Origin of the sequence: Pseudoalteromonas ulvae UL12, assembly GCF_014925405.1 — a bacterium.
GTDB classification, from domain to species: domain Bacteria; phylum Pseudomonadota; class Gammaproteobacteria; order Enterobacterales; family Alteromonadaceae; genus Pseudoalteromonas; species Pseudoalteromonas ulvae.
Genome location: NZ_AQHJ01000034.1, coordinates 88873 through 109191 on the forward strand (window position 1 = coordinate 88873; position 20319 = coordinate 109191).

Annotated in this window: 15 protein-coding genes; 9 read left to right on the forward strand and 6 right to left on the reverse strand. The window is 41.8% G+C overall.

The features are described 5' to 3' along the window. Nucleotides 1-31 precede the first annotated feature (31 nt). On the reverse strand, nucleotides 32-1132 hold the full coding sequence (locus tag PULV_RS17110; protein ID WP_193332332.1) for a tRNA nucleotidyltransferase: 1101 nt from the start codon (nucleotides 1130-1132) through the stop codon (nucleotides 32-34). Nucleotides 1133-1243: 111 nt separating this feature from the next. Here PULV_RS17110 and PULV_RS17115 point away from each other — a divergent pair, with 111 nt between their 5' ends. Further along, complete coding sequence (locus tag PULV_RS17115; RefSeq protein ID WP_086744335.1) at nucleotides 1244-2152, forward strand: ExeA family protein; 909 nt, start codon at nucleotides 1244-1246, stop codon at nucleotides 2150-2152. A gap of 12 nt (nucleotides 2153-2164) precedes the next feature. Next, complete coding sequence (locus PULV_RS17120) at nucleotides 2165-2947, forward strand: general secretion pathway protein GspB (RefSeq protein WP_193332333.1); 783 nt, start codon at nucleotides 2165-2167, stop codon at nucleotides 2945-2947. A gap of 26 nt (nucleotides 2948-2973) precedes the next feature. Here the strand turns inward: PULV_RS17120 and PULV_RS17125 are convergent, their stop codons facing one another. From PULV_RS17125 to putA, 3 genes are all read right to left on the reverse strand, one after another. Then, nucleotides 2974-4143: an HD-GYP domain-containing protein gene (locus tag PULV_RS17125; RefSeq protein ID WP_086744337.1), complete on the reverse strand. Its 1170-nt coding sequence runs from the start codon at nucleotides 4141-4143 to the stop codon at nucleotides 2974-2976. Nucleotides 4144-4155: 12 nt separating this feature from the next. Continuing rightward, the gene (locus tag PULV_RS17130) at nucleotides 4156-5361 is read right to left on the reverse strand and encodes an HD-GYP domain-containing protein (RefSeq protein WP_193332441.1); all 1206 of its coding nucleotides are present in this window, start codon (nucleotides 5359-5361) and stop codon (nucleotides 4156-4158) included. Nucleotides 5362-5505: 144 nt separating this feature from the next. Continuing rightward, on the reverse strand, nucleotides 5506-9312 hold the full coding sequence (gene putA / locus PULV_RS17135; protein WP_193332334.1) for a bifunctional proline dehydrogenase/L-glutamate gamma-semialdehyde dehydrogenase PutA: 3807 nt from the start codon (nucleotides 9310-9312) through the stop codon (nucleotides 5506-5508). A 143-nt stretch (nucleotides 9313-9455) separates the two neighbouring features. Between putA and PULV_RS17140 the strand changes: the two genes are divergently transcribed. Further along, nucleotides 9456-9932: a winged helix-turn-helix transcriptional regulator gene (locus PULV_RS17140; protein ID WP_086744339.1), complete on the forward strand. Its 477-nt coding sequence runs from the start codon at nucleotides 9456-9458 to the stop codon at nucleotides 9930-9932. Nucleotides 9933-9997: 65 nt separating this feature from the next. Here the strand turns inward: PULV_RS17140 and PULV_RS17145 are convergent, their stop codons facing one another. Next, the gene (locus PULV_RS17145) at nucleotides 9998-10597 is read right to left on the reverse strand and encodes a TIGR04211 family SH3 domain-containing protein (RefSeq protein ID WP_086744340.1); all 600 of its coding nucleotides are present in this window, start codon (nucleotides 10595-10597) and stop codon (nucleotides 9998-10000) included. A 184-nt stretch (nucleotides 10598-10781) separates the two neighbouring features. On the opposite strand from PULV_RS17145, the gene PULV_RS17150 reads away from it, so the two are divergent. Both PULV_RS17150 and PULV_RS17155 read left to right on the forward strand, forming a co-directional pair. Further along, nucleotides 10782-12302: a CYTH and CHAD domain-containing protein gene (locus PULV_RS17150; RefSeq protein WP_086744341.1), complete on the forward strand. Its 1521-nt coding sequence runs from the start codon at nucleotides 10782-10784 to the stop codon at nucleotides 12300-12302. A 5-nt stretch (nucleotides 12303-12307) separates the two neighbouring features. Continuing rightward, nucleotides 12308-12931 carry an START domain-containing protein gene (locus PULV_RS17155; RefSeq protein ID WP_086744342.1) on the forward strand — a complete coding sequence of 208 codons (624 nt, stop codon included), beginning with the start codon at nucleotides 12308-12310 and terminating at the stop codon, nucleotides 12929-12931. Between the two features lie 51 nt (nucleotides 12932-12982). Here the strand turns inward: PULV_RS17155 and metK are convergent, their stop codons facing one another. Continuing rightward, the gene (metK, locus tag PULV_RS17160) at nucleotides 12983-14134 is read right to left on the reverse strand and encodes a methionine adenosyltransferase (RefSeq protein WP_086744343.1); all 1152 of its coding nucleotides are present in this window, start codon (nucleotides 14132-14134) and stop codon (nucleotides 12983-12985) included. Between the two features lie 281 nt (nucleotides 14135-14415). On the opposite strand from metK, the gene tkt reads away from it, so the two are divergent. The 4 genes from tkt to fba all read left to right on the forward strand — a co-directional run bounded on the left by tkt (nucleotide 14416) and on the right by fba (nucleotide 20199). Further along, nucleotides 14416-16407, forward strand: coding sequence for a transketolase (gene tkt / locus PULV_RS17165; RefSeq protein WP_193332335.1), 1992 nt, complete (start codon nucleotides 14416-14418; stop codon nucleotides 16405-16407). A 285-nt stretch (nucleotides 16408-16692) separates the two neighbouring features. Further along, the gene (gene epd, locus PULV_RS17170) at nucleotides 16693-17706 is read left to right on the forward strand and encodes an erythrose-4-phosphate dehydrogenase (protein ID WP_086744344.1); all 1014 of its coding nucleotides are present in this window, start codon (nucleotides 16693-16695) and stop codon (nucleotides 17704-17706) included. 69 nt (nucleotides 17707-17775) lie between these two features. Beyond that, the gene (locus PULV_RS17175) at nucleotides 17776-18951 is read left to right on the forward strand and encodes a phosphoglycerate kinase (RefSeq protein WP_193332336.1); all 1176 of its coding nucleotides are present in this window, start codon (nucleotides 17776-17778) and stop codon (nucleotides 18949-18951) included. A gap of 183 nt (nucleotides 18952-19134) precedes the next feature. Further along, complete coding sequence (gene fba / locus PULV_RS17180) at nucleotides 19135-20199, forward strand: class II fructose-bisphosphate aldolase (protein WP_193332337.1); 1065 nt, start codon at nucleotides 19135-19137, stop codon at nucleotides 20197-20199. Nucleotides 20200-20319: the final 120 nt, after the last annotated feature.

Genomic DNA, 20319 nt, shown 5'->3' on the forward strand with positions numbered 1-20319 from the left:
CAAGCACGATTTTTGCTGGGCGTATTAAAGGTTAAAAATAACACTTGATGGCATTAGATCTGGCTGTTTCCATGGCCGGTTTTATGGCGGCACCTGTTATTCCTTGTTGAATAAACGTTTGCGCATTGACTGAACCTGCTGATTTTGCGGCTGCGTGCAATGGTTCGAGATGAGAACTGGTCGTCACTGTTTTTAGCTGAAAAACCGATGTTAACTGATCTAACCGTTCTGGTTTACGCCATAAATCAATCCCATTAAAAAATGACAGTACATGTTCTGGTTTTATCAACTGAGCTGTAAAAATTGACTGAAATTGATGAGCAAGTACTGTTAGTTCACTAAAGCAATTCGGAAGTTTAAGTGCTTGCTTTAAATGAGTGAATTCATCTGTACTCAGGGTACACGTAATCGCTGAAAATAATTGTTCAGGAGTGATAGCGTGTTGACTCGCCTGTATTTTTGCCATGAAGTATTGCTCTTCATCGGTATTCCAAAAACTGTCCAAAGCAGGGGAGATTGCAGCCAGTGCTCCTGTTTGTTTTAAAGCCGATAAAAAAATAGGAAAGGCACCTTCTTTGAGGGATTTTTCCCATTCAATCCATACTCGTTCAGGTGTCAGTGTGGCAATTTCGCCTAGGTTGACCATATTTTTCATTAAAGTGATGGTTTCAGGCGCGACGGTAAAACCTAAATAATGATAACGGGCGGCAAAGCGGGCAACTCGTAAGATACGCAGCGGATCTTCACTAAATGCGTCGCTAACATGACGTAAAATACGATTATTTAAATCTGCTTGGCCACCGTATGGATCAATCAGTTGGCCGTCAGGTGCTTGTGCGATAGCATTGACGGTTAAGTCGCGACGGATTAAATCTTCTTCTAGTGTGATATCCGCAGTAAAGTCACAAATAAACCCGGTATAGCCTTGGCCTTTTTTGCGTTCTGTCCGTGCTAGGGCATATTCTTCTTTGGTTTTGGGATGAAGGAATACCGGAAAGTCACGACCCACTTGGGTAAACCCTTTTTTAATCATCTCATCAGCTGTTGCACCAACGACGACATAATCTCGTTCTGTTACTCGGCGCTTTAGTAAGCTATCGCGGACAGCACCACCTACTAGGTAAATTTGCATAGTGTACTTATTACTTTCAATCATGACTGTATTTTAACATAGTGTTATTGGTTTTAACTTGGTGATTTTTTTGCCATCATAAGGGCGTTTTTATTTTAGGGGACAATAGAGGTGTATTTAAGCTATTTTGGGTTAACCGAAAAGCCATTTTCAATCGCGCCAAATCCAGACTATTTGTTTTTAAGCGATCGCCATAAAGAAGCGCTGGCCCATTTAACCTTTGGACTGGGAGACGCGGGGGGCTTTGTATTATTAACGGGCGAAGTTGGAACAGGTAAAACAACGGTGACTCGTTGCATGTTGTCTCAGTTGACCGATACCACCCAAGTGGCTTTTATCCTCAACCCGACATTAAATGAACTCGAGTTGCTTGCGAGTATTTGTGATGAGCTGAAAATTCGTTATAAAAAATCAGATACGAGTTTGAAAGATTTGACCGATAAAATTAAAAATAGACTGGTTAAAAATCATCAAGCAGGTCGTCATACCATGTTGATTATTGATGAAGCGCAACATCTATCTGCAGCTGTGTTAGAGCAATTGCGCTTGTTAACTAATCTTGAAACAAATACTAAAAAGCTGCTGCAAATCATTTTGGTCGGCCAACCTGAATTACAGCAACTCTTGAAACGAAACGATTTAAGGCAGTTGGCGCAGCGAATTACTGCGCGTTATCATTTGTTGCCGCTCAATGAAGCGCAAGTTTTTGCTTATATTCAACATCGTTTGCAAAAAGCAGGGTGCCAAGCGTCTTTATTTGAAATGAATTCGATTAAATTAATTCATCAGTTAACTGCTGGGATCCCGCGGCTGATTAATTTATTATGCGATCGTGCTCTGATGGGGGCATATTCTGCCCAGCTTCCGTGTGTCAGTAAAAAAATAGTGTTGCTATCAGCCAAAGAAGTCCTTCCGGAGCAACTTGAAGCACCTAAACAAGCAAGTAGCAAAACGTTAGTTTGGGCGCTGTGGTTTGGTGCTTTTGCTGCCAGTGGGTTTGCTTTGTCTTATGTTATTTAACGAAAGGTTTATATGTCTTATTTATTAGATGCGCTCAAACAGTCGAGCCAAGATCAGGGCGCCGCACAAGTGGGATTGGCTGCTCAGGCGCAATACTCTCAACAAAAAGATCTACAGTTTTACCGTCGTTTAGTTGTTACGTTAGGCTTAGTTCTAACCTTAATTGTGGGTTTTTTAGCTGGGAAATGGTACCAAGAATGGTCGATGAACAAGCAGTTAATGACGGCTAATACACTTGTGGTACCGGTACGAACCGAGATTGCACCTTCCGCGAATGAAAATATTAAAGTGCCAGCTGACGTTCCTCAAACATCTTCAAAATCGCTTGAACCTGTGACTCAGCCCGAAGTCGTGACGAAGCCAGTAAAAGAGCAATTAGTTGAAAATTACAGTCAATATAAAGTGGTCGGCAAACCACTTGAACAGCCATCAGCTGTGCCTGCAGCGGAATTAGCCGCGGTTCCTGATACGCTTAAAGCGGCTTTTGCTCAGGCTGTTGCACAAACTGAAAATCAGCAAGAATATGAAGTGACTCAAGGAAGCTCGACTTCATCAAGAGTACAGCCTCTAGAGCTGCTCCCTGATGTCATCCTTGCACGCGTACCATCGCTTCGTTATCAAGCTCATATTTATGCCACTCAGGCAGATAAACGTTGGATCCGCATAAATAATCGCGATCTTTATGAAGGCGATATGCTCGATAATTTAAAAATAATTGAAATAGCCCCAGAGCAAACTGTGATGAATATGGATGGTTATCAGTTCAGCTTGGCGGCTATGCAAGATTTTCGCTGATGGGCCAAAGAATACGCGAGTGAGTGTTATAAATGTTGTGTGAGATTGATATTAAAGTCATGAGCAAAAATATTGCTTTCGATTAAGTCATCACTGAACTCTTTGGCCACGATGATATCGTGTGTCTGGGTATAATGTTTACTTTTGCTGTTATAAAAACAATGCACAACGGGCAGCGAGAGATTGTTTTCTTTAAAGCATTTTACATAACCAACTTTGCCTGATTTTAATTGAACCAAAGAGCCAGGCGGGTAAACGCTAATACTGTGAATTATTTTTTTGATTAATACGTCTGAAAACAAACTTGGCGCATGTTTGAGTAAGTATTTAAACACGGCAGGGGAAGAAAAAGGCTTTTCTCCCTCAAAGCCAAAATGTAATGAGTCAAATGTATCGCAAATGGTCAGTATTTTTTGTGCTGCGCTAAGTTGAGCACTGTTAAGCTGCTCTGGATACCCTGAGCCATCTTCTCGTTCGAGTTGTTGCTGGCAAAGTGAAAGTGTCAGCTCACAGGCACCACCGCTCGAGTTGAGAATGTGCTGAGTATATTGGCAATATTTATGACGTTGTACTTTTAAATATGGGTTGAGCAAGTGATCTTGACGCTGTAATTGTTCAGCAAGTTTGTATTTTCCTAAGTCATGAAGCAGGCCAGTCATAAATAATGCTTGTACTTCGTCACTAGGGCGTTTTAACTGTTTCGCGCAAATCATCGCTAAAATAGCGACGCGGATGCTGTGCCCAATTATCGAATTAGGGACTGAACAGATGTTTGCGATGCACAGTAAAGTGCTAGGCTGGCGAGTGATGGATTCATTTACGTGTTCACCAAGCTGTGCTAATTGGCCAATATTAATGGGTTGAAAAGATAACACCCGCTCTTCAAGATTGAGCATCGCTTGCTCTAACTGTTCGTACAGAGCCTGTGCATGAGGGAATTCATCACTAAAGTGGTGATGTTTTGTTTTCGGTGTTTTTTCAATAATCGGTGCTTGTTTACTTTGTTGTTCTTTTAACGTGCGATATGGATCAACAAGTACTTCTATAACGCCTTTTTGCTGTAAATCTTTTATGGCTTTTTTATTTCGAACCCAACCTGTTTGTACCACTCTGACATCACCAAGTTGTTTGGTGACTTTTTCAACATAACTACCAACGGTTAATTTAGTGATGGATACGCGTTCAAATGAGTTCATGGGTTTACACTGTTAACTTAAGACGGAATTCCTAAAAAATCGCATTAAATCAATGGCGAAATCTTCAGGTTTGATGGCCGATTCTAACTCATCTTGGTTGTGTTTATCAGCTAAATTTATGTCTTTTACTTCAGTGTGGTGATGGTGTTTTGCGCTATAAAAAGTTTTCACCCATGGTTTAAGTGGATTGTCGAAGTTGCTTTGTGAAACAATACCAAGCTTTTGGCTTTTTAATTTGACTAAGGTGCCGACAGGGTGAATACCAATACATTTAATGAATTGATTAACGAGCTCTGTATCAAAACAGTTAGGGGTGTCATCTTTGATGATCTTAAATGCATTAATTGGGTTCATCCCATCTTTGTAAACGCGCTTTGCTGTGAGGGCATCGTATACGTCGACAATAGCAATCATACGGACATGCTGAGGAATATCATCACCTTTGAGTCCAAATGGGTAACCTCGCCCATCTAATCGCTCATGATGGTAGGCTGCAATGTCGACTGCAACCCCAGATAAGCCAGACTCTTCTAAGATCTCTTTGCTAAAACGCGCATGATCTTTCATTTGTATGAACTCATCATCAGTAAACTTGCCCGGTTTGTTGAGGATTTCGTCTTGGATTTTTATCTTGCCAATATCGTGCAGGAGTGCGCCAGTCGCCATTTGATGCATGATGTCACGCTCGATATGCAGGTGCTTGGCAAAAATAGTCATTAAAACAGAGACGTTAATAGAGTGCTCAAGCAGGTAGGCGTCTTTTTCTCTAATACGCGTCATGCAAGCCAATGCATCTTGATTTCTAAAAATTGAATCAATAAATCCATCTGCGACCTCTTCAAATGGACCAATAGCAATTTTTTTACCCGCACGGATAGATTCGATGGCTTTTTCTTGTAATGATTTCGCTTCGGTATAGAGCTTTTCAGCTTTACCTATTTCACTGGAGACACTGACACTATGTTGAGTAGGGTCATAGCGTTGCTTTTGGGCTTGAGAGTGTTCATTAGTTGTAGATGAGGTCGAATCTTGGTTGTCATCAGGTAATGTTTTGTCTGTGTCTATTTCAACTTCTAATATACCCGCGTTGATCAATTGAGAAATAGAGTCAGAGGTTCTTACCCAGCCTTGGTTTTTAATTTTGAATTGCCCACGCTGTTTGGTGACGCTGTGAACAAACATACCAGGTGCAAGATTTTTTATGGCAATTTTTTTTATCATCGCTACAAACTTAAAACAGATAGTCTTTTAAAATTAGCAACAAACCTCAGATAAACCTAGCGCAAGGCTAAATAAAAGTAGTTTAGTAACAATAAAAAAGGGTGCAAATGCACCCTTTTGTTTAATAACTCAATAAGTTAATTATTCATCATCATCCACAGCTAGCGTCATTAGCGAGGTATTCCCGCCTGAGGCTGTTGTATCAATGCTGATTGTCTTTTCGGTAATTAAACGAGAAATTAATGTGTCGTAATATTCACTACTGATCACCGGTAGAATAGCGCCTGTTCTAGCAGCTAATTGCTTACTAAAATAACCTAAACGCGATGAACGAGCGGCTACAACGGCTCCCGCTAAGTGAGTATGTGCCAAAATTGCTTGTAACTGATTTGGTTTAGCAACTTGGAATACACCTTCGGCAACGCCTGTAGAGATAAACTTATCTTTGAAGGCGGTTGCTTCATCATAGAACAGCTCAGATGCTACTGTGATAACGGTATTACCTGCAGCAAGTGCAGTGATGATTGATAGCACCCAGAAATTAAACGAGGTGCTCTTATCTGCGTAACACACCACACAACCACGAGGCTCTAAATACAGAATGTTTGATTCACCTGTTGGCCCAGGCAATATTTTTGCCTTTTTCATGCGCTTTTCAACACGATTTAATTGGCTACGTGCATCAGCTAAGGTTGCGGCTAAATCATCAGCCAGTTCATTAACGATATCAACCGTTGCGACTTTTGCCAGCAATTGACGGACAACAGAGATACGGTCATTTAATGGTGTTGCGCGCCAAATTTTCTCATCACGTAATGATTTTTGCATGATTTGATTAACTTGTTCAACAGCGCCAGGGAAGTGATGGGTTTCTAACTCATCGGCTGTTAAATCAGTCATTTGCACGTTTACTGGTGATGCTTTTTCTTTTACAAGACGAGTTAAATAGTTCGGGCCACCTGCTTTTGGACCTGTACCAGATAAACCACGTCCACCAAACGGCTGCACACCCACAACCGCACCAATCATATTACGGTTAACGTAGATATTACCGGCACGAGACATTTTGGCTAAATATTCAGCGCGGGCTTCGATACGCGTATGAATACCCATTGTTAAACCAAAACCTGTGGCGTTCACTTGATCGATAACGTTATCTAATTGTTCACCTTTAAAGCGAATCACATGAACACACGGACCAAACACTTCTTTTTTCAAAACGGATAAGTCGCTGATTTCATATAAACGTGGCGCGAAGAAGTAGTGGCCTGTTTCGCCCATATTCGGTAATTCACATTGATAATGAAGTGTCGCACGGCCTTTTAGGTACTCAACATGTTCATTTAAGGCATTAAGTGCCTTTTGGTCGATCACTGGGCCAACATCGGTCGATAGCATGGCAGGATCACCGACGTGTAGCTCACTCATTGCACCTTTGATCATACGAATAACGTTATCAGCGATTTCTTCTTGAATGAATAAAACGCGCAGTGCTGAGCAGCGCTGACCAGCACTTTGGAAACCAGAAGCAATCACATCATCAACGACTTGCTCAGGTAAAGCTGTTGAGTCAACGATCATACAGTTTTGACCACCGGTTTCGGCGATAAGTGGTACTTGAATGTCGTCACGCTCAGCAAGCGTTTGTGAAATGCGCGTGCCTGTTTCGGTTGAACCCGTAAACATTACAGCTTGAATACGTGGATCAGGAACAATCACTTTGCCTACTTCAGAACCACGTGCAATAACGGCTTGGACAACATCTTTAGGTAGTCCGACCGTTTGCATTAATTCAATGGCACGTAATGCAATTAAACTTGTTTGTTCAGCTGGTTTGGCAATAACCACATTACCCGTCACAATTGCTGCGGCAACTTGGCCTAAGAATATAGCCAGAGGGAAATTCCATGGGCTGATACATAAAATGACACCGCGCGCTTCAAAACGCTCATCTTTTGCTAATTCTTCAGCGCGAGCTGCATAATAACGACAAAAATCGACTGCTTCACGAACTTCATCGACACCATCTTGAGGGATTTTACCCGCTTCTTTAATACAAATGGCGATTAATTCATCACGATGACGTTCAAGGATATCGGCTGTGCGACGTAAAATGTCTGCACGTTCTTGTACTGGCGTATTTGACCAATCGCTAAGCTGCGCTTCCGCTTTTTCGATGAGTTGGCGCATTTGCGCTTCATCTTGCAATTCAATATGGCCGATGATTTCGTTGTGGTTTGCCGGATTTTTAACTGGCTGGCTACCTGCAGGAATATTTTGTTCGCTGATCAGATTGTCGTTTAACCACTGTTCTAAATTCGCTTTAAATGGCGTGATGTGGTTGATATCTGTCAGGTCAATGCCTTTAGAGTTTGCTCTTTCTTCGCCAAAAATATTAATAGGTAAAGCGATTTGGTTGTTGTATTTATTACTTAAGCCTTGCAATGTTTCTACAGGATCAGGGAGTAAAGACTCAACAGGCTTGCTCTCATCAACGATGGCGTTTACAAACGATGAATTGGCGCCATTTTCAAGTAAGCGGCGTACTAAGTAAGCAAGTAAGTCTTCATGTTGACCAACAGGTGCATACACACGACATTGTACTTTATCTTGAGTCACGATTTGGTCGAATAACGACTCACCCATTCCGTGTAAACGTTGGAACTCAAATCCTTCACAATCGCCTTTTGCGACTTCTAAAATCGTTGCCGCAGTGTATGCATTGTGTGTCGCAAACTGTGGGAAAATAACATCGCGAGCAGCCATTAGTTTCATGGCACAGGCTTTGTAAGAAACGTCAGTAGTGGCTTTACGAGTAAACACTGGGAAATGATCGAGACCATCTTTTTGGCTATTTTTTATTTCGCTATCCCAGTATGCGCCTTTTACAAGACGAACCATCAGTTTTCGGCCAACACGTTGGGCTAAATCAACTAACCATTCAATCACAAACGTGGCACGCTTTTGATAAGCTTGAACAGCTAAACCAAAGCCATTCCAAGTGCCTAAATCAGGATCTGAGAAGACCGCTTCGATAATGTCTAATGAAATATCCAAGCGCTCAGCTTCTTCCGCATCGACGGTAAAACCGATGTCATAATCTTTAGCGATTAAGGCTAATGCTTTTAATTTTGGTACTAGCTCGGCCATTACACGTTTTTTATGAGTGAACTCGTAACGCGGGTGAATCGCAGATAATTTGACTGAAATACCCGGGCTTTTAATTGGGCCACGTTTATTTGCCGCTTTACCAATTGCATGAATCGCATTGACATAACTTTGATAATAACGGTCGGCATCCGCTTGGGTACGTGCCCCTTCGCCTAGCATGTCGTATGAATAGACATAGCCTTTTTGTTCTTTTTCAATTGCGCGTTCAATCGCTTCATCAATGGTGCGGCCCATCACGAACTGCTTACCCATGATTTTCATGGCGTATTGAACTGATTTACGAATAACCGGTTCGCCTAAACGGCCTAGTGTTTTTTTCAGGACACCGAATTGGTCATCTTTGCTTTTATCTGAGTAATTCACCATTTTACCAGTGAATAGCAATCCCCAGCTTGATGCATTTACAAATAATGATTCGCTATTCCCTAAGTGTGAACTCCAGTCGCCATTTGCTAACTTGTCACGGATCAGGCTTTCTTGGGTTTGTTTGTCTGGCACACGAAGTAAGGCTTCGGCTAAACACATCAAGACAACGCCTTCTTCTGAAGACAAAGAGAACTCATTTAGCAGTGCGTCAACACCCCCTTGGCCTTCTTGATCTTCACGAATATTGACAACAAGCTGTCGGGCACGCTCCCAAGCACGGCTTCGAGCCGTCACACCCACTTCTGCAAGTGGTAAAATATAATCAATTACTTCATTTTCATCGATGCGATAGAAGTCGCGGATCTTTTGTCTGATCGGACACTGTGTAGTTAAATCACCGTTATAAAGCATTGCAAACCCTCAAAAATCAAAAATGGAGCCAAACAAATTAAAGCCGCATTCTATATAATATACATCAGAACATGCTGGTTAATTTTGCCAAAATACCGTAAATTACAGCGCATATTTAGTTTTTCACAGCATAAAATACTGCCATGAGCCAACCTAAAGTCAGCCGCGCATTGGATCGCATCGACCTTGCCATTTTAGACGTGTTGCAAAAAAACGGAAAATTATCCAATGTGAACTTGGCAAAAGAAGTCAACCTGAGTCCGAGCCCATGTTTAGATAGAGTTAAACGCCTCGAAAAAGACGGATTTATAGAAAGCTATCGTGCGGTGCTAAATGCAGAAAAACTCAATCAAGGTTTGATGGCGCATGTGCAAATAACTTTGGCTAAATCGACCACAGATGTATTTAAAGACTTTAAAAAACATGTACTCGCGATCCCTGAGGTCGCTGAATGTGACATGGTCGCGGGTGGGTTTGATTACCTATTAAAAATACGTGTCGCAGATATGGCGCAATATCGAGAGGTGCTCGGTAAATTAGTCGATATTCCTGGAGTGGCGACAAACTATACCTACATGATTATTGAAAAAGTCAAAAAAGATGCCGGACTGCTGTTATAACACGATATAAAAAAAAGCACCTGAGGTGCTTTTTTATATCTTGAATGATTTTTTAGAAAGGTTGTTTATGCCCAGCCATCATGGCGTCTACGGCGAGATAAAATCAGAGTAATAATGATGCCAAACAACAGCCCTGTGAAGGCGATTGCAGCACCATACATTAATAGTTCACGTTTTTCTTTTTCGCTGTTTTGTCTTTGTTGCTGAGTATGCTGCTGATTGTTATTCAATGCATCAGCTAGCTTTTGTTTGAGTTGTGCGTTGAGTTGTTCAAGTTGTGAATTCGCATCTTGTAATTGTGGGACGATGTTAGCATTGCTAGCCAGTAATTGTTCATTGGCCATCAACTTGTCTTTTAACGTCACAATTTCAACACTCATACCGGGCTGTTTTGTGATAAAACGTTGGTCGACCCATCCTGTGCGTCCTTTGTCATCTTTAACTTGTGCGTAGCCTTCTTCAACGGCTAGCTGAATAAGCTGTGTACCAGCGGTGACAGACCCTAAAATTCGAAAGTTTTTTCCTGCACCTGCATGCATATATACATATAAATCATCAATGATATAAACGCTTTGATCTGAGGGGGTGTTTTCAGTGTCTGTTTCTGCTTGCGTGGCCCATGGTGCAATGGTTAATGCGGCAATAAATAATAAATGTTTAAACATCCCAAACCTTTGATAATTAATTATGATTGTTAGCAAACAAATAGTATGAATTTCCCACTGTAATAGCAAGTTATCGGAGAAATCAGTATCGTTTGAAGGTAATTTAAGTAAAAAATTTGCAATCTGTCAGCGGGATAGTTATTTTGGTGACTTCTATGAATTAATATAAAGCTATCTAACCTCTATGGATACAGAGATAGAACTGAAATTTCTCGTTTCAGAAAAAGTCATCACTCAATTACCCGCGTTAATTACTCAGTTTGCCAAAAAAGTAACGAATTATCCCGCACGTAACTTACTTAATGCCTATTTTGATACTCCAAGCAGAGAGCTTCGGGCATTGGATATTGGTTTGCGAACTCGATGTTGTGATAATGAATGCGAACAAACTATCAAATTAGCAGGGCAAGTCGTGGGTGGCTTGCATCAACGGCCAGAGTATAACTTACCACTAGAAAGTAAGCGTCCTGATTTACAGGCTTTTCCGGAAGGGATTTGGCCTCATGGCATGCAAGTTGCGGCGATTAATCATAGTTTGTATCCTATTTTTAGCACGAACTTTATTCGCCGTACTTGGTTGATTGAAACTGACAATGGTTCTGAAATCGAAGTCGTATTAGATAAAGGTGAGATAAACGCCAGCGGGCAAGTCGAGGTGATTTGCGAAGTTGAGATGGAATTGAAAAAAGGCCAACGTAGTGATGTATTTGCTTTAGCAAAGCAGCTGATTAATTGCCAAGAAGTGCGTTTAGGTTTGTATAGTAAAGCGGCTCGTGGTTATATGCTGGCAGATAAAAAGCCTCTTAAAGCCGATAAGTACATCAATTTTGTGCCGCTAAAATCTGATATGAATCAAGAGCAAGCATTTAGTGCTTGTTTGAATTATGCGATAGCCTTTGTACAAAAACATGAGCAGTGTTATTTCGAAGATGCCAAGTTTAAAACTTTAAAACGCATGATTGACGGAATTACATTAATTCGTCATGCATTGTGGTTATTCGAAGCTGTGGTCGATAAACAAAGCACTGAACATTTACGTCAAGAATTAAAGTGGGTGATGCAAAGTTTTGCTTGGGTTGAAACGGCGATTCAAATTAAGACATTTACCTCTAAAAAGCATGTGTTCTACAAGAAAATCAGTAAAGCGCCGACGCTTGACAGTATGATCACTGGCTTAAGACAGCGACGACCTCGAATAGCAGCCATCAAAGCTATTTTTCAATCACCACGTTATAACAACTTGGTTCTTGATTTGACTACTTTTTTAGTCGATAGAAAGTGGCGACAAACCTGGTCTGCAGAGCAAGAACAAGCAGCACAAGAAAAAGTTGTTGATATTGCCGCCAAGCTATTTGAAAAAGACTGGCAAGAAATAAATGCTATTTTCCCTGTTAAGCATGCATTTTCAACCCAAGATTACTTAGCGCAAAAGCAGCAGTTACAACGTAACCTGTTAAGTGGTGCATGTTTAGGTGCATTATTTTCGAAACAAAGTCGAGATGAATTTCGCAGCCCTTGGTTTGATATTATCGAAGGGATTGATGAGCTCAGTACTTTAGATTATTTACGTGAGCTGTGTGAGCAGCAAGAAAGTGACGACTTACTGCATATTCAAACGTGGCTCGGGCAAAAAACAGATAATCTACTTGCAGCAATGGAGCAAAGTCGGTTGGTGACACAAAAACAAGTCCCTTATTGGCGTTAGATAAAATGCCTCGTTATTTTGCTCTGCTCATACTGTTAGTTTGGAGTAATGTTTATGCAGAGCCGTTAGCGTGGCGGCCAGTGACTGTCAAAAATGGCATTGCTTTGTATCAGCAAGCAATGCCCTCAGGGCAGGTGCGGATCAAAGCTGAATTTGAAGCCACAGCCAGCGTTTCGAACTTTATGAAGGTGATGCAAGATACGACGCAGGCACCTAATTGGCTCGATAGAGCAAAAATAGTGACAGTGTTATCGCATCCTTCTGAGCTGGAATATATTGTATATACTGAATTTTTTGCGCCATGGCCGTTCAAAAACCGATATATGGTCACTTATTCGCGTTATCAATTTACTGCAAACGGGCGGCTAGATTTACAGATTACCGATCGTCATCCATCATTGGCTGAGTTTGAGCAATTAAATGATGTAGAGCATTTAGTTCGCTTAAAAGATATGGCAGCATCTTGGCTTGTGACGCCGCTAGATGGTGAAAAGGTTAATATCGAATATCAAGCGTCAGCGGATCCCAATGGTTTATTACCTGATTGGCTCACAAATAAATTAGTATTAAAGAGTGCCTTGACTACATTAAGTCAATTGAAAAAGACATTGGAAAACTCAAAGCAATAAAAAAGGCGCTCTAGGCGCCTTTTTTACATTTAACTAACCTAAGTTAGTTAATTACAGACCTGCAGCTGCGCGTAGTGCGTCCGCTTTGTCTGTTTTTTCCCATGGGAATTCTTCACGACCAAAGTGGCCGTATGCCGCAGTTGGTTGGTAAATTGGACGCTCAAGATCAAGCATCGTTAAAATACCGTATGGGCGTAAGTCGAAGTGCTCACGGATAATTTCGATTAAGCGTGCTTCATCTAATTTACCTGTGCCAAAAGTTTCAACACTGATTGAAGTAGGCTCAGCTACACCAATTGCGTAAGAAACTTGTAGTTCACATTTGTCAGCAAGACCAGCAGCGACAATGTTTTTAGCAACATAACGTGCTGCATACGCTGCTGAACGGTCAACTTTTGAAGGATCTTTACCAGAGAAAGCACCGCCACCGTGACGTGCCATACCACCGTATGTATCAACGATGATTTTACGACCTGTAAGACCACAGTCACCCATTGGGCCACCGATTACGAAACGACCTGTAGGGTTGATGAAAAACTTCGTCGCACTAGTAATTAGTTCAGCAGGAAGAACTGGCTTGATGATCGTTTCCATGACCGCTTCAACTAAGTCATTTTGTGCAATTGAATCACAGTGCTGAGTTGATAATACAACTGCATCGATGCCAACAGCAATGCCGTTTTCGTAAGCAAACGTTACTTGTGATTTTGCATCTGGGCGTAACCAGTTCAACTCACCGCTTTTTCTTACTTCAGCTTGGCGCTGAACTAAACGATGTGAGTAAGTAATTGGTGCTGGCATAAGTACATCAGTTTCGTTACATGCATAACCAAACATTAAACCTTGGTCACCTGCACCTTGCTCTTCTGGACGAGAGCGATCAACACCTTGATTGATGTCTGGTGATTGCTTACCAATGGTATTTAAAATTGCACATGAGTCAGCGTCAAAACCCATATCTGAGTGGGTGTAACCGATTTCGCGTACAGTTTTACGAGTTAATTCTTCGATATCTACCCATGCGCTTGTAGTGACTTCACCACCTACCATGACCATACCAGTTTTAACATATGTTTCGCAGGCTACGCGTGCTTTAGGGTCTTGCTCTAAAATTGCATCTAGAACCGCATCAGAAATCTGATCGGCAATTTTATCCGGATGACCTTCAGATACAGATTCAGAAGTAAATAAATGTCTTGCCATTTTATTTATACTCTCAAAAATCGCGCCCACGTAGGTGGATTTGCGCAGGAAAAAATTTAGGCGCGTATTTTATATGAAAGTGAGATTTTTTCATAGTGTTTTTACGCCTAGATGGCTAAATTAAATTTTTAATAACGCATTGTTATTAATAAGTAACAAACAAGCACTATTATTGCGGGTTTTTTCATTGCTCCGACTGGTTTAATAAGTAAGAATAGATGCATCCCCAAACTAATTGGGACTTACAACCAGCGCAAACACACTTAAAGGTAGGAGAATTCATGCCGTCTCGCAAAGAACTTGCTAATGCAATTCGTGTCTTATCAATGGACGCAGTACAAAAGGCCAATTCTGGTCACCCTGGAGCCCCGATGGGCATGGCAGATATCGCCGAAGTTTTATGGCGTGATTATTTAAATCACAACCCAACAAATCCAGAGTGGGCAGACCGAGATCGATTTATACTCTCAAATGGTCACGGTTCAATGCTAATTTATTCTCTTTTACATTTAAGTGGTTATGACCTTTCTATTGATGACTTGAAAAATTTCCGTCAAATGCATTCAAAAACACCAGGTCATCCAGAGTATGGATATGCACCGGGTATTGAGACCACTACGGGACCACTTGGCCAAGGGATCACCAATGCAGTGGGTATGGCGATTGCCGAAAAAGCGTTAGCAGCTCAGTTTAATCGCGACGGTCATGACATTGTCGACCATTTCACCTACGCCTTTTTGGGCGATGGTTGTTTAATGGAAGGTATTTCTCATGAAGCATGTTCACTTGCCGGTACGTTAGGGCTTGGCAAATTGGTTGCTTTTTGGGATGACAATGGCATTTCAATTGATGGTGAAGTCGAAGGTTGGTTTACCGATGATACCCCAGCGCGTTTCGAAGCCTATGGTTGGCACGTGGTACGTAATGTCGATGGTCACGATAGTGAAGCGGTACGTGCAGCAATAGATGAAGCACGTGCACAATCAGACAAGCCAACACTTATTTGTTGTAAAACCATTATCGGTTTTGGTTCACCAAACAAATCAGGCAGCCATGATTGCCATGGTGCACCGTTAGGTGATGCAGAAATTACTGCAGCTCGTGAATTTTTAGGGTGGGAGCATGGGGCATTTGATATTCCAGCTGATGTTTATGAAGCATGGGATAACAAAGCAAAAGGTTCTGATTTAGAAGCGAGCTGGAATACTAAATTTGCAGCGTATAAAGCAGCATACCCAGAGCTGGCAGCTGAATTTGTTCGTCGTAATAATAACGAACTTCCAGCTGAATGGGCTGAGAAATCACAAGCTTATATTGAACAATTACAAGCAACACCAGCCGATATCGCCTCTCGTAAAGCATCACAAAATGCACTAGAAGCATTTGGCCCACTACTTCCTGAGTTTATGGGCGGTTCAGCGGATTTAGCTGGTTCTAACTTAACACTTTGGTCTGGCTCTAAGAGCTTAACAGCGCAAGATGCATCTGGAAATTATGTGTTTTATGGTGTGCGTGAGTTTGGTATGTCAGCGATTATGAATGGTATTGCGCTGCACAAAGGCTTTGTACCTTACGGTGCGACTTTCCTCATGTTTATGGAATATGCTCGTAATGCAGTGCGCATGGCGGCATTAATGAAGCAACCTTCTATTTTTGTTTACACCCATGATTCAATCGGCTTAGGTGAAGATGGTCCAACCCATCAGCCAGTGGAACAAATTGCGAGTATGCGCTTAACACCTAACTTAGATAACTGGCGCCCATGTGATCAGGTTGAATCTGCAGTGGCGTGGAAAGCTGCCATTGAGCGTAAAGATGGTCCTACGTCGTTGATTTTCTCTCGTCAGAACTTAGCACAACAAACACGTTCGGCAGAGCAGTTAGCTAATGTCGCAAAAGGTGGTTATGTTTTATCGTGTGATGGCAATCCTGAGATTATTTTGATTGCAACGGGTTCTGAAGTGCAGTTAGCACAAGATTCTGCTGCAGAGCTGCGCGCACAAGGTAAACAAGTTCGCGTTGTTTCAATGCCTTCAACGGATGTTTTTGAAGCGCAAGATGCAGCATACAAAGAGTCGGTTTTACCTGCAGCGATTAGCCGCCGTGTTGCGATTGAAGCTGGTATTGCTGATTATTGGTATAAATATGTTGGTTTAAACGGTGCTGTCATTGGTATGACGACGTTTGGTGAATCAGCACCTGCTGGTGAGTTATTTAAGCACTTTGGTTTTACCGTTGACAATATTGTCGCCAAATCGCTTGAGCTGTTCTAAGTACTTTATTTATCAAGTTAAAAAAGCCAGTCATGGACATCCATGACTGGCTTTTTTATGTGTTGTAAAGAAAAAATAGGCGCTACAGTTTCGTTGATTTGCATTGCCCTAAATTTTCTAATCTTATTATTAGTTATTTTCGCTATGGAACTTGGTCAAGGTCGATTACAATAGCGCCATTCATTAAATGTAAATCTGACGTTGTTGTTCATACACTTTAAGATTCGTTTAAAGTTCTGATAATCCAGCTCAAGATAAGTAAAATCATTCGGAACCCTTATTTCGATGACAATTAGATTGGCAATAAATGGTTTTGGTCGTATTGGTCGTAATATCGTACGTGCGCTTTATGAGTCAAACCAACATGATCGCTTCAAAGTGGTAGCGATTAATGAACTCGCCGAGCCTGAAGGCATCGCTCATCTGCTAAAATACGACACTTCCCACGGTCGATTTAAATTTCCTGTTAATTTGGATGGTTCGACGTTGCGAGTGGCAAACGATGAAATTCAACTTTTTGCCGAAACATCTCCAGAAAAACTCCCTTGGCAATCGCTTGATGTCGATGTCGTCTTAGAGTGTACCGGTGTATTTCATTCGCGCGAGCATGCGCAAGTTCATTTAAATGCAGGTGCAAAGAAAGTGTTGTTTTCACAACCTGCCGATGCGGATATGGATGCTACGATTGTTTATGGTATTAACGATGATGAGCTGACTTCGTCACATTCAATCGTCTCTAATGGCTCGTGCACAACCAACTGTATTGTTCCGGTTATTAAAGTGATTGATGATGCCTTTGGGATAGAATCTGGTGCGATTACCACTATTCATGCGTCAATGCATGATCAGCAAGTGATAGATGCTTATCATCCTGATTTACGTCGTACCCGTGCGGCGAGTCAATCGATTATTCCTGTTGATACCAAATTAGCACGCGGTATCGAGCGTATTTTGCCTAAATTTCATGGCCGCTTTGAAGCGATAGCAGTGCGTGTGCCAACTATTAATGTTACAGCGATGGATTTGAGCGTCACGTTAAACAGCGATGTGTCGTTGGCAGATATCAATCGTGTGATTAAAGCCGCAGCAAGCGGGCGGTTAACCGGTATTTTAGATTATACCGAGGAGCCTTTGGTCTCAGTGGATTTCAATCATGACCCGCATTCTTGTATCATTGACGGAACACAGACACGTGTTAGTCATAAACGTTTAGTAAAATTATTAGTCTGGTGTGATAACGAGTGGGGCTTTGCCCACCGAATGCTCGATACCTCTTACGCCATGATGCAGGCTAAGTAGCCATAACAACTGTTTGATTTAGCTCGTTTATCGTTGATAAGCGAATTTTAGTTTAAAAAGGAGCACAAGATGTCAGTCATTAAAATGGCCGATTTAGATTTAGCAGGCAAACGCGTTCTGATCCGTGAAGATTTAAACGTACCCGTTAAAGATGGCAAAGTAACGTCAGATGCGCGTATCCGTGCCTCGTTACCCACGATTAAATTAGCGTTAGAAAAGGGCGCGAAAGTAATGGTGATGTCACATTTAGGTCGCCCTGTTGAAGGTGAATATGACGAAGAATTCTCGCTTGCTCCAGTTGTTAACTATTTAAATGACGTACTTGATTGCCCAGTACGTTTAGAAAAAGATTATTTAGACGGCGTCGCAGTTGAAACAAATGAAGTCGTGGTATTTGAAAATGTGCGTTTTAATATTGGCGAGAAAAAAGACGATGAAGTCTTAGCTAAACAATTAGCCGCATTATGTGATGTCTATGTGATGGATGCGTTTGGTACAGCGCACCGCGCACAAGCGTCAACTCATGGTGTCGGACTTTATGCGCCTATCGCATGTGCAGGTCCATTACTCGCAGCTGAACTAGAAGCACTTGGCAAAGCCCTTGATAACCCCGCTCGTCCACTTGTGGCGATTGTTGGTGGCTCAAAAGTGTCGACTAAATTAACGGTACTTGATTCACTTTCTAAAATTGTCGATCAATTAGTGACAGGTGGCGGTATTGCCAATACTTTTATCGCAGCTGCGGGTCACCCAGTTGGAAAGTCTTTATATGAGGCTGATTTAATTGATGAAGCCAATAAACTGACCGCTGATGCAAAAGCTAATAATGGCGATATTCCAGTGCCTACGGATGTCGTCGTCGGATCAGAGTTTTCTGAGTCTGCCGTGGCTACACTCAAAGATGTGAGCGAAGTCACAGCAGATGACATGATTTTTGACATCGGCCCAGACTCGGCAAAACAATTAGCGACCATTATTAAAAATGCGGGCACTGTTGTCTGGAATGGCCCTGTGGGTGTATTTGAATTCGATCAGTTTGGTAATGGCACGCAGGCGATTGCAAACGCGATTGCTGAATCAAACGCGTTTTCTATTGCGGGTGGTGGTGACACACTTGCTGCTATCGATAAATATGGTGTTGCTGATAAAATTTCTTATATTTCAACAGGTGGCGGTGCTTTCTTAGAGTTTTTAGAAGGGAAACAACTTCCGGCTGTTGCGATGTTAGAATCACGCGCAAAATAAGGACTCGTCCTATACTCATTGAACACTGCACTCTCTCTCACTTTCGTGCAGTGTTTAATTTAGGGTTTTAACTAGTGTAAAGCCCTTGATTCAGTTAAGGATCTGACTGTTTCAAAATAAATTAATCTAACCGTTCAAAACTAGATGGCAATTACATTGCTATCGCAATTGGAGAAAACCAATATGGCTTTAATCAGTATGCGTCAACTTTTAGATCACGCAGCAGAAAATGGTTACGGCGTTCCTGCCTTTAACGTCAATAACCAAGAGCAAATGCGCGCGATTATGGAAGCGGCTGACAGAACCAATAGCCCTGTAATTGTACAAGGTTCTGCTGGAGCCCGTGCTTATGCCGGTGCCCCATTCATTCGTCATATGATTTTAGCTGCAGTAGAAGAATGGCCACATATTCCGGTTGTGATGCATCAAGATCACGGAACTTCACCTGACGTGTGCCAGCGTTCAATTCAATTAGGCTTTTCATCAGTGATGATGGATGGTTCTTTAATGTCTGATGGTAAAACGCCTTCAACTTATGAATACAACGTTGATGTAACACGCCGTACTGTTGAACTTGCACATGCATGTGGTGTGTCAGTTGAGGGTGAGTTAGGGGTACTTGGCTCATTAGAAACCGGTGAAGCAGGCGAAGAAGATGGTATTGGAGCTGTGGGCAAGTTAGATTTGGAACAACTTCTTACTGACCCAGAAGAGGCCGCTGATTTTGTTAAGAAAACGGGTGTTGATGCTTTAGCAATTGCCTGTGGTACATCACATGGCGCATATAAGTTTACTCGTCCACCAACAGATGACATCTTAGCAATCGACCGTATCAAAGAAATTCATGCACGTATTCCAAATACACACTTAGTCATGCACGGTTCGTCTTCAGTGCCGCAAGAGTGGTTAGCAGTGATTAATGAATACGGTGGAGAGATCCCAGAAACTTACGGTGTACCAGTTGAACAAATCGTCGAAGGGATCAAGCACGGTGTGCGTAAAGTCAATATTGATACCGATTTACGTTTAGCATCAACAGGAGCGATTCGTCGTCATTTAGCGCTTAATCCATCTAATTTTGATCCTCGTAAGTTTTTAGCTGAAGCGACCAAAGCGATGACTGAAATTTGTATTGCTCGTTATGAATCGTTTGGTACCGCGGGTCAAGCTGGTAAGATCAAACCAATTTCTCTTGATGAAATGCATTTAAAATACCTGTCAGGTGAACTGGCTGCGAAAATTAAATAACGGTTACGTTTGATAAAAAAAGCCCGCAACGCGGGTTTTTTTATGCAAAAAATTTGTCATATCACTGGCATGAAAGTGTCATTGAATCGTGGTCTGCTAGTGGCTTTTAAAATTTCACTA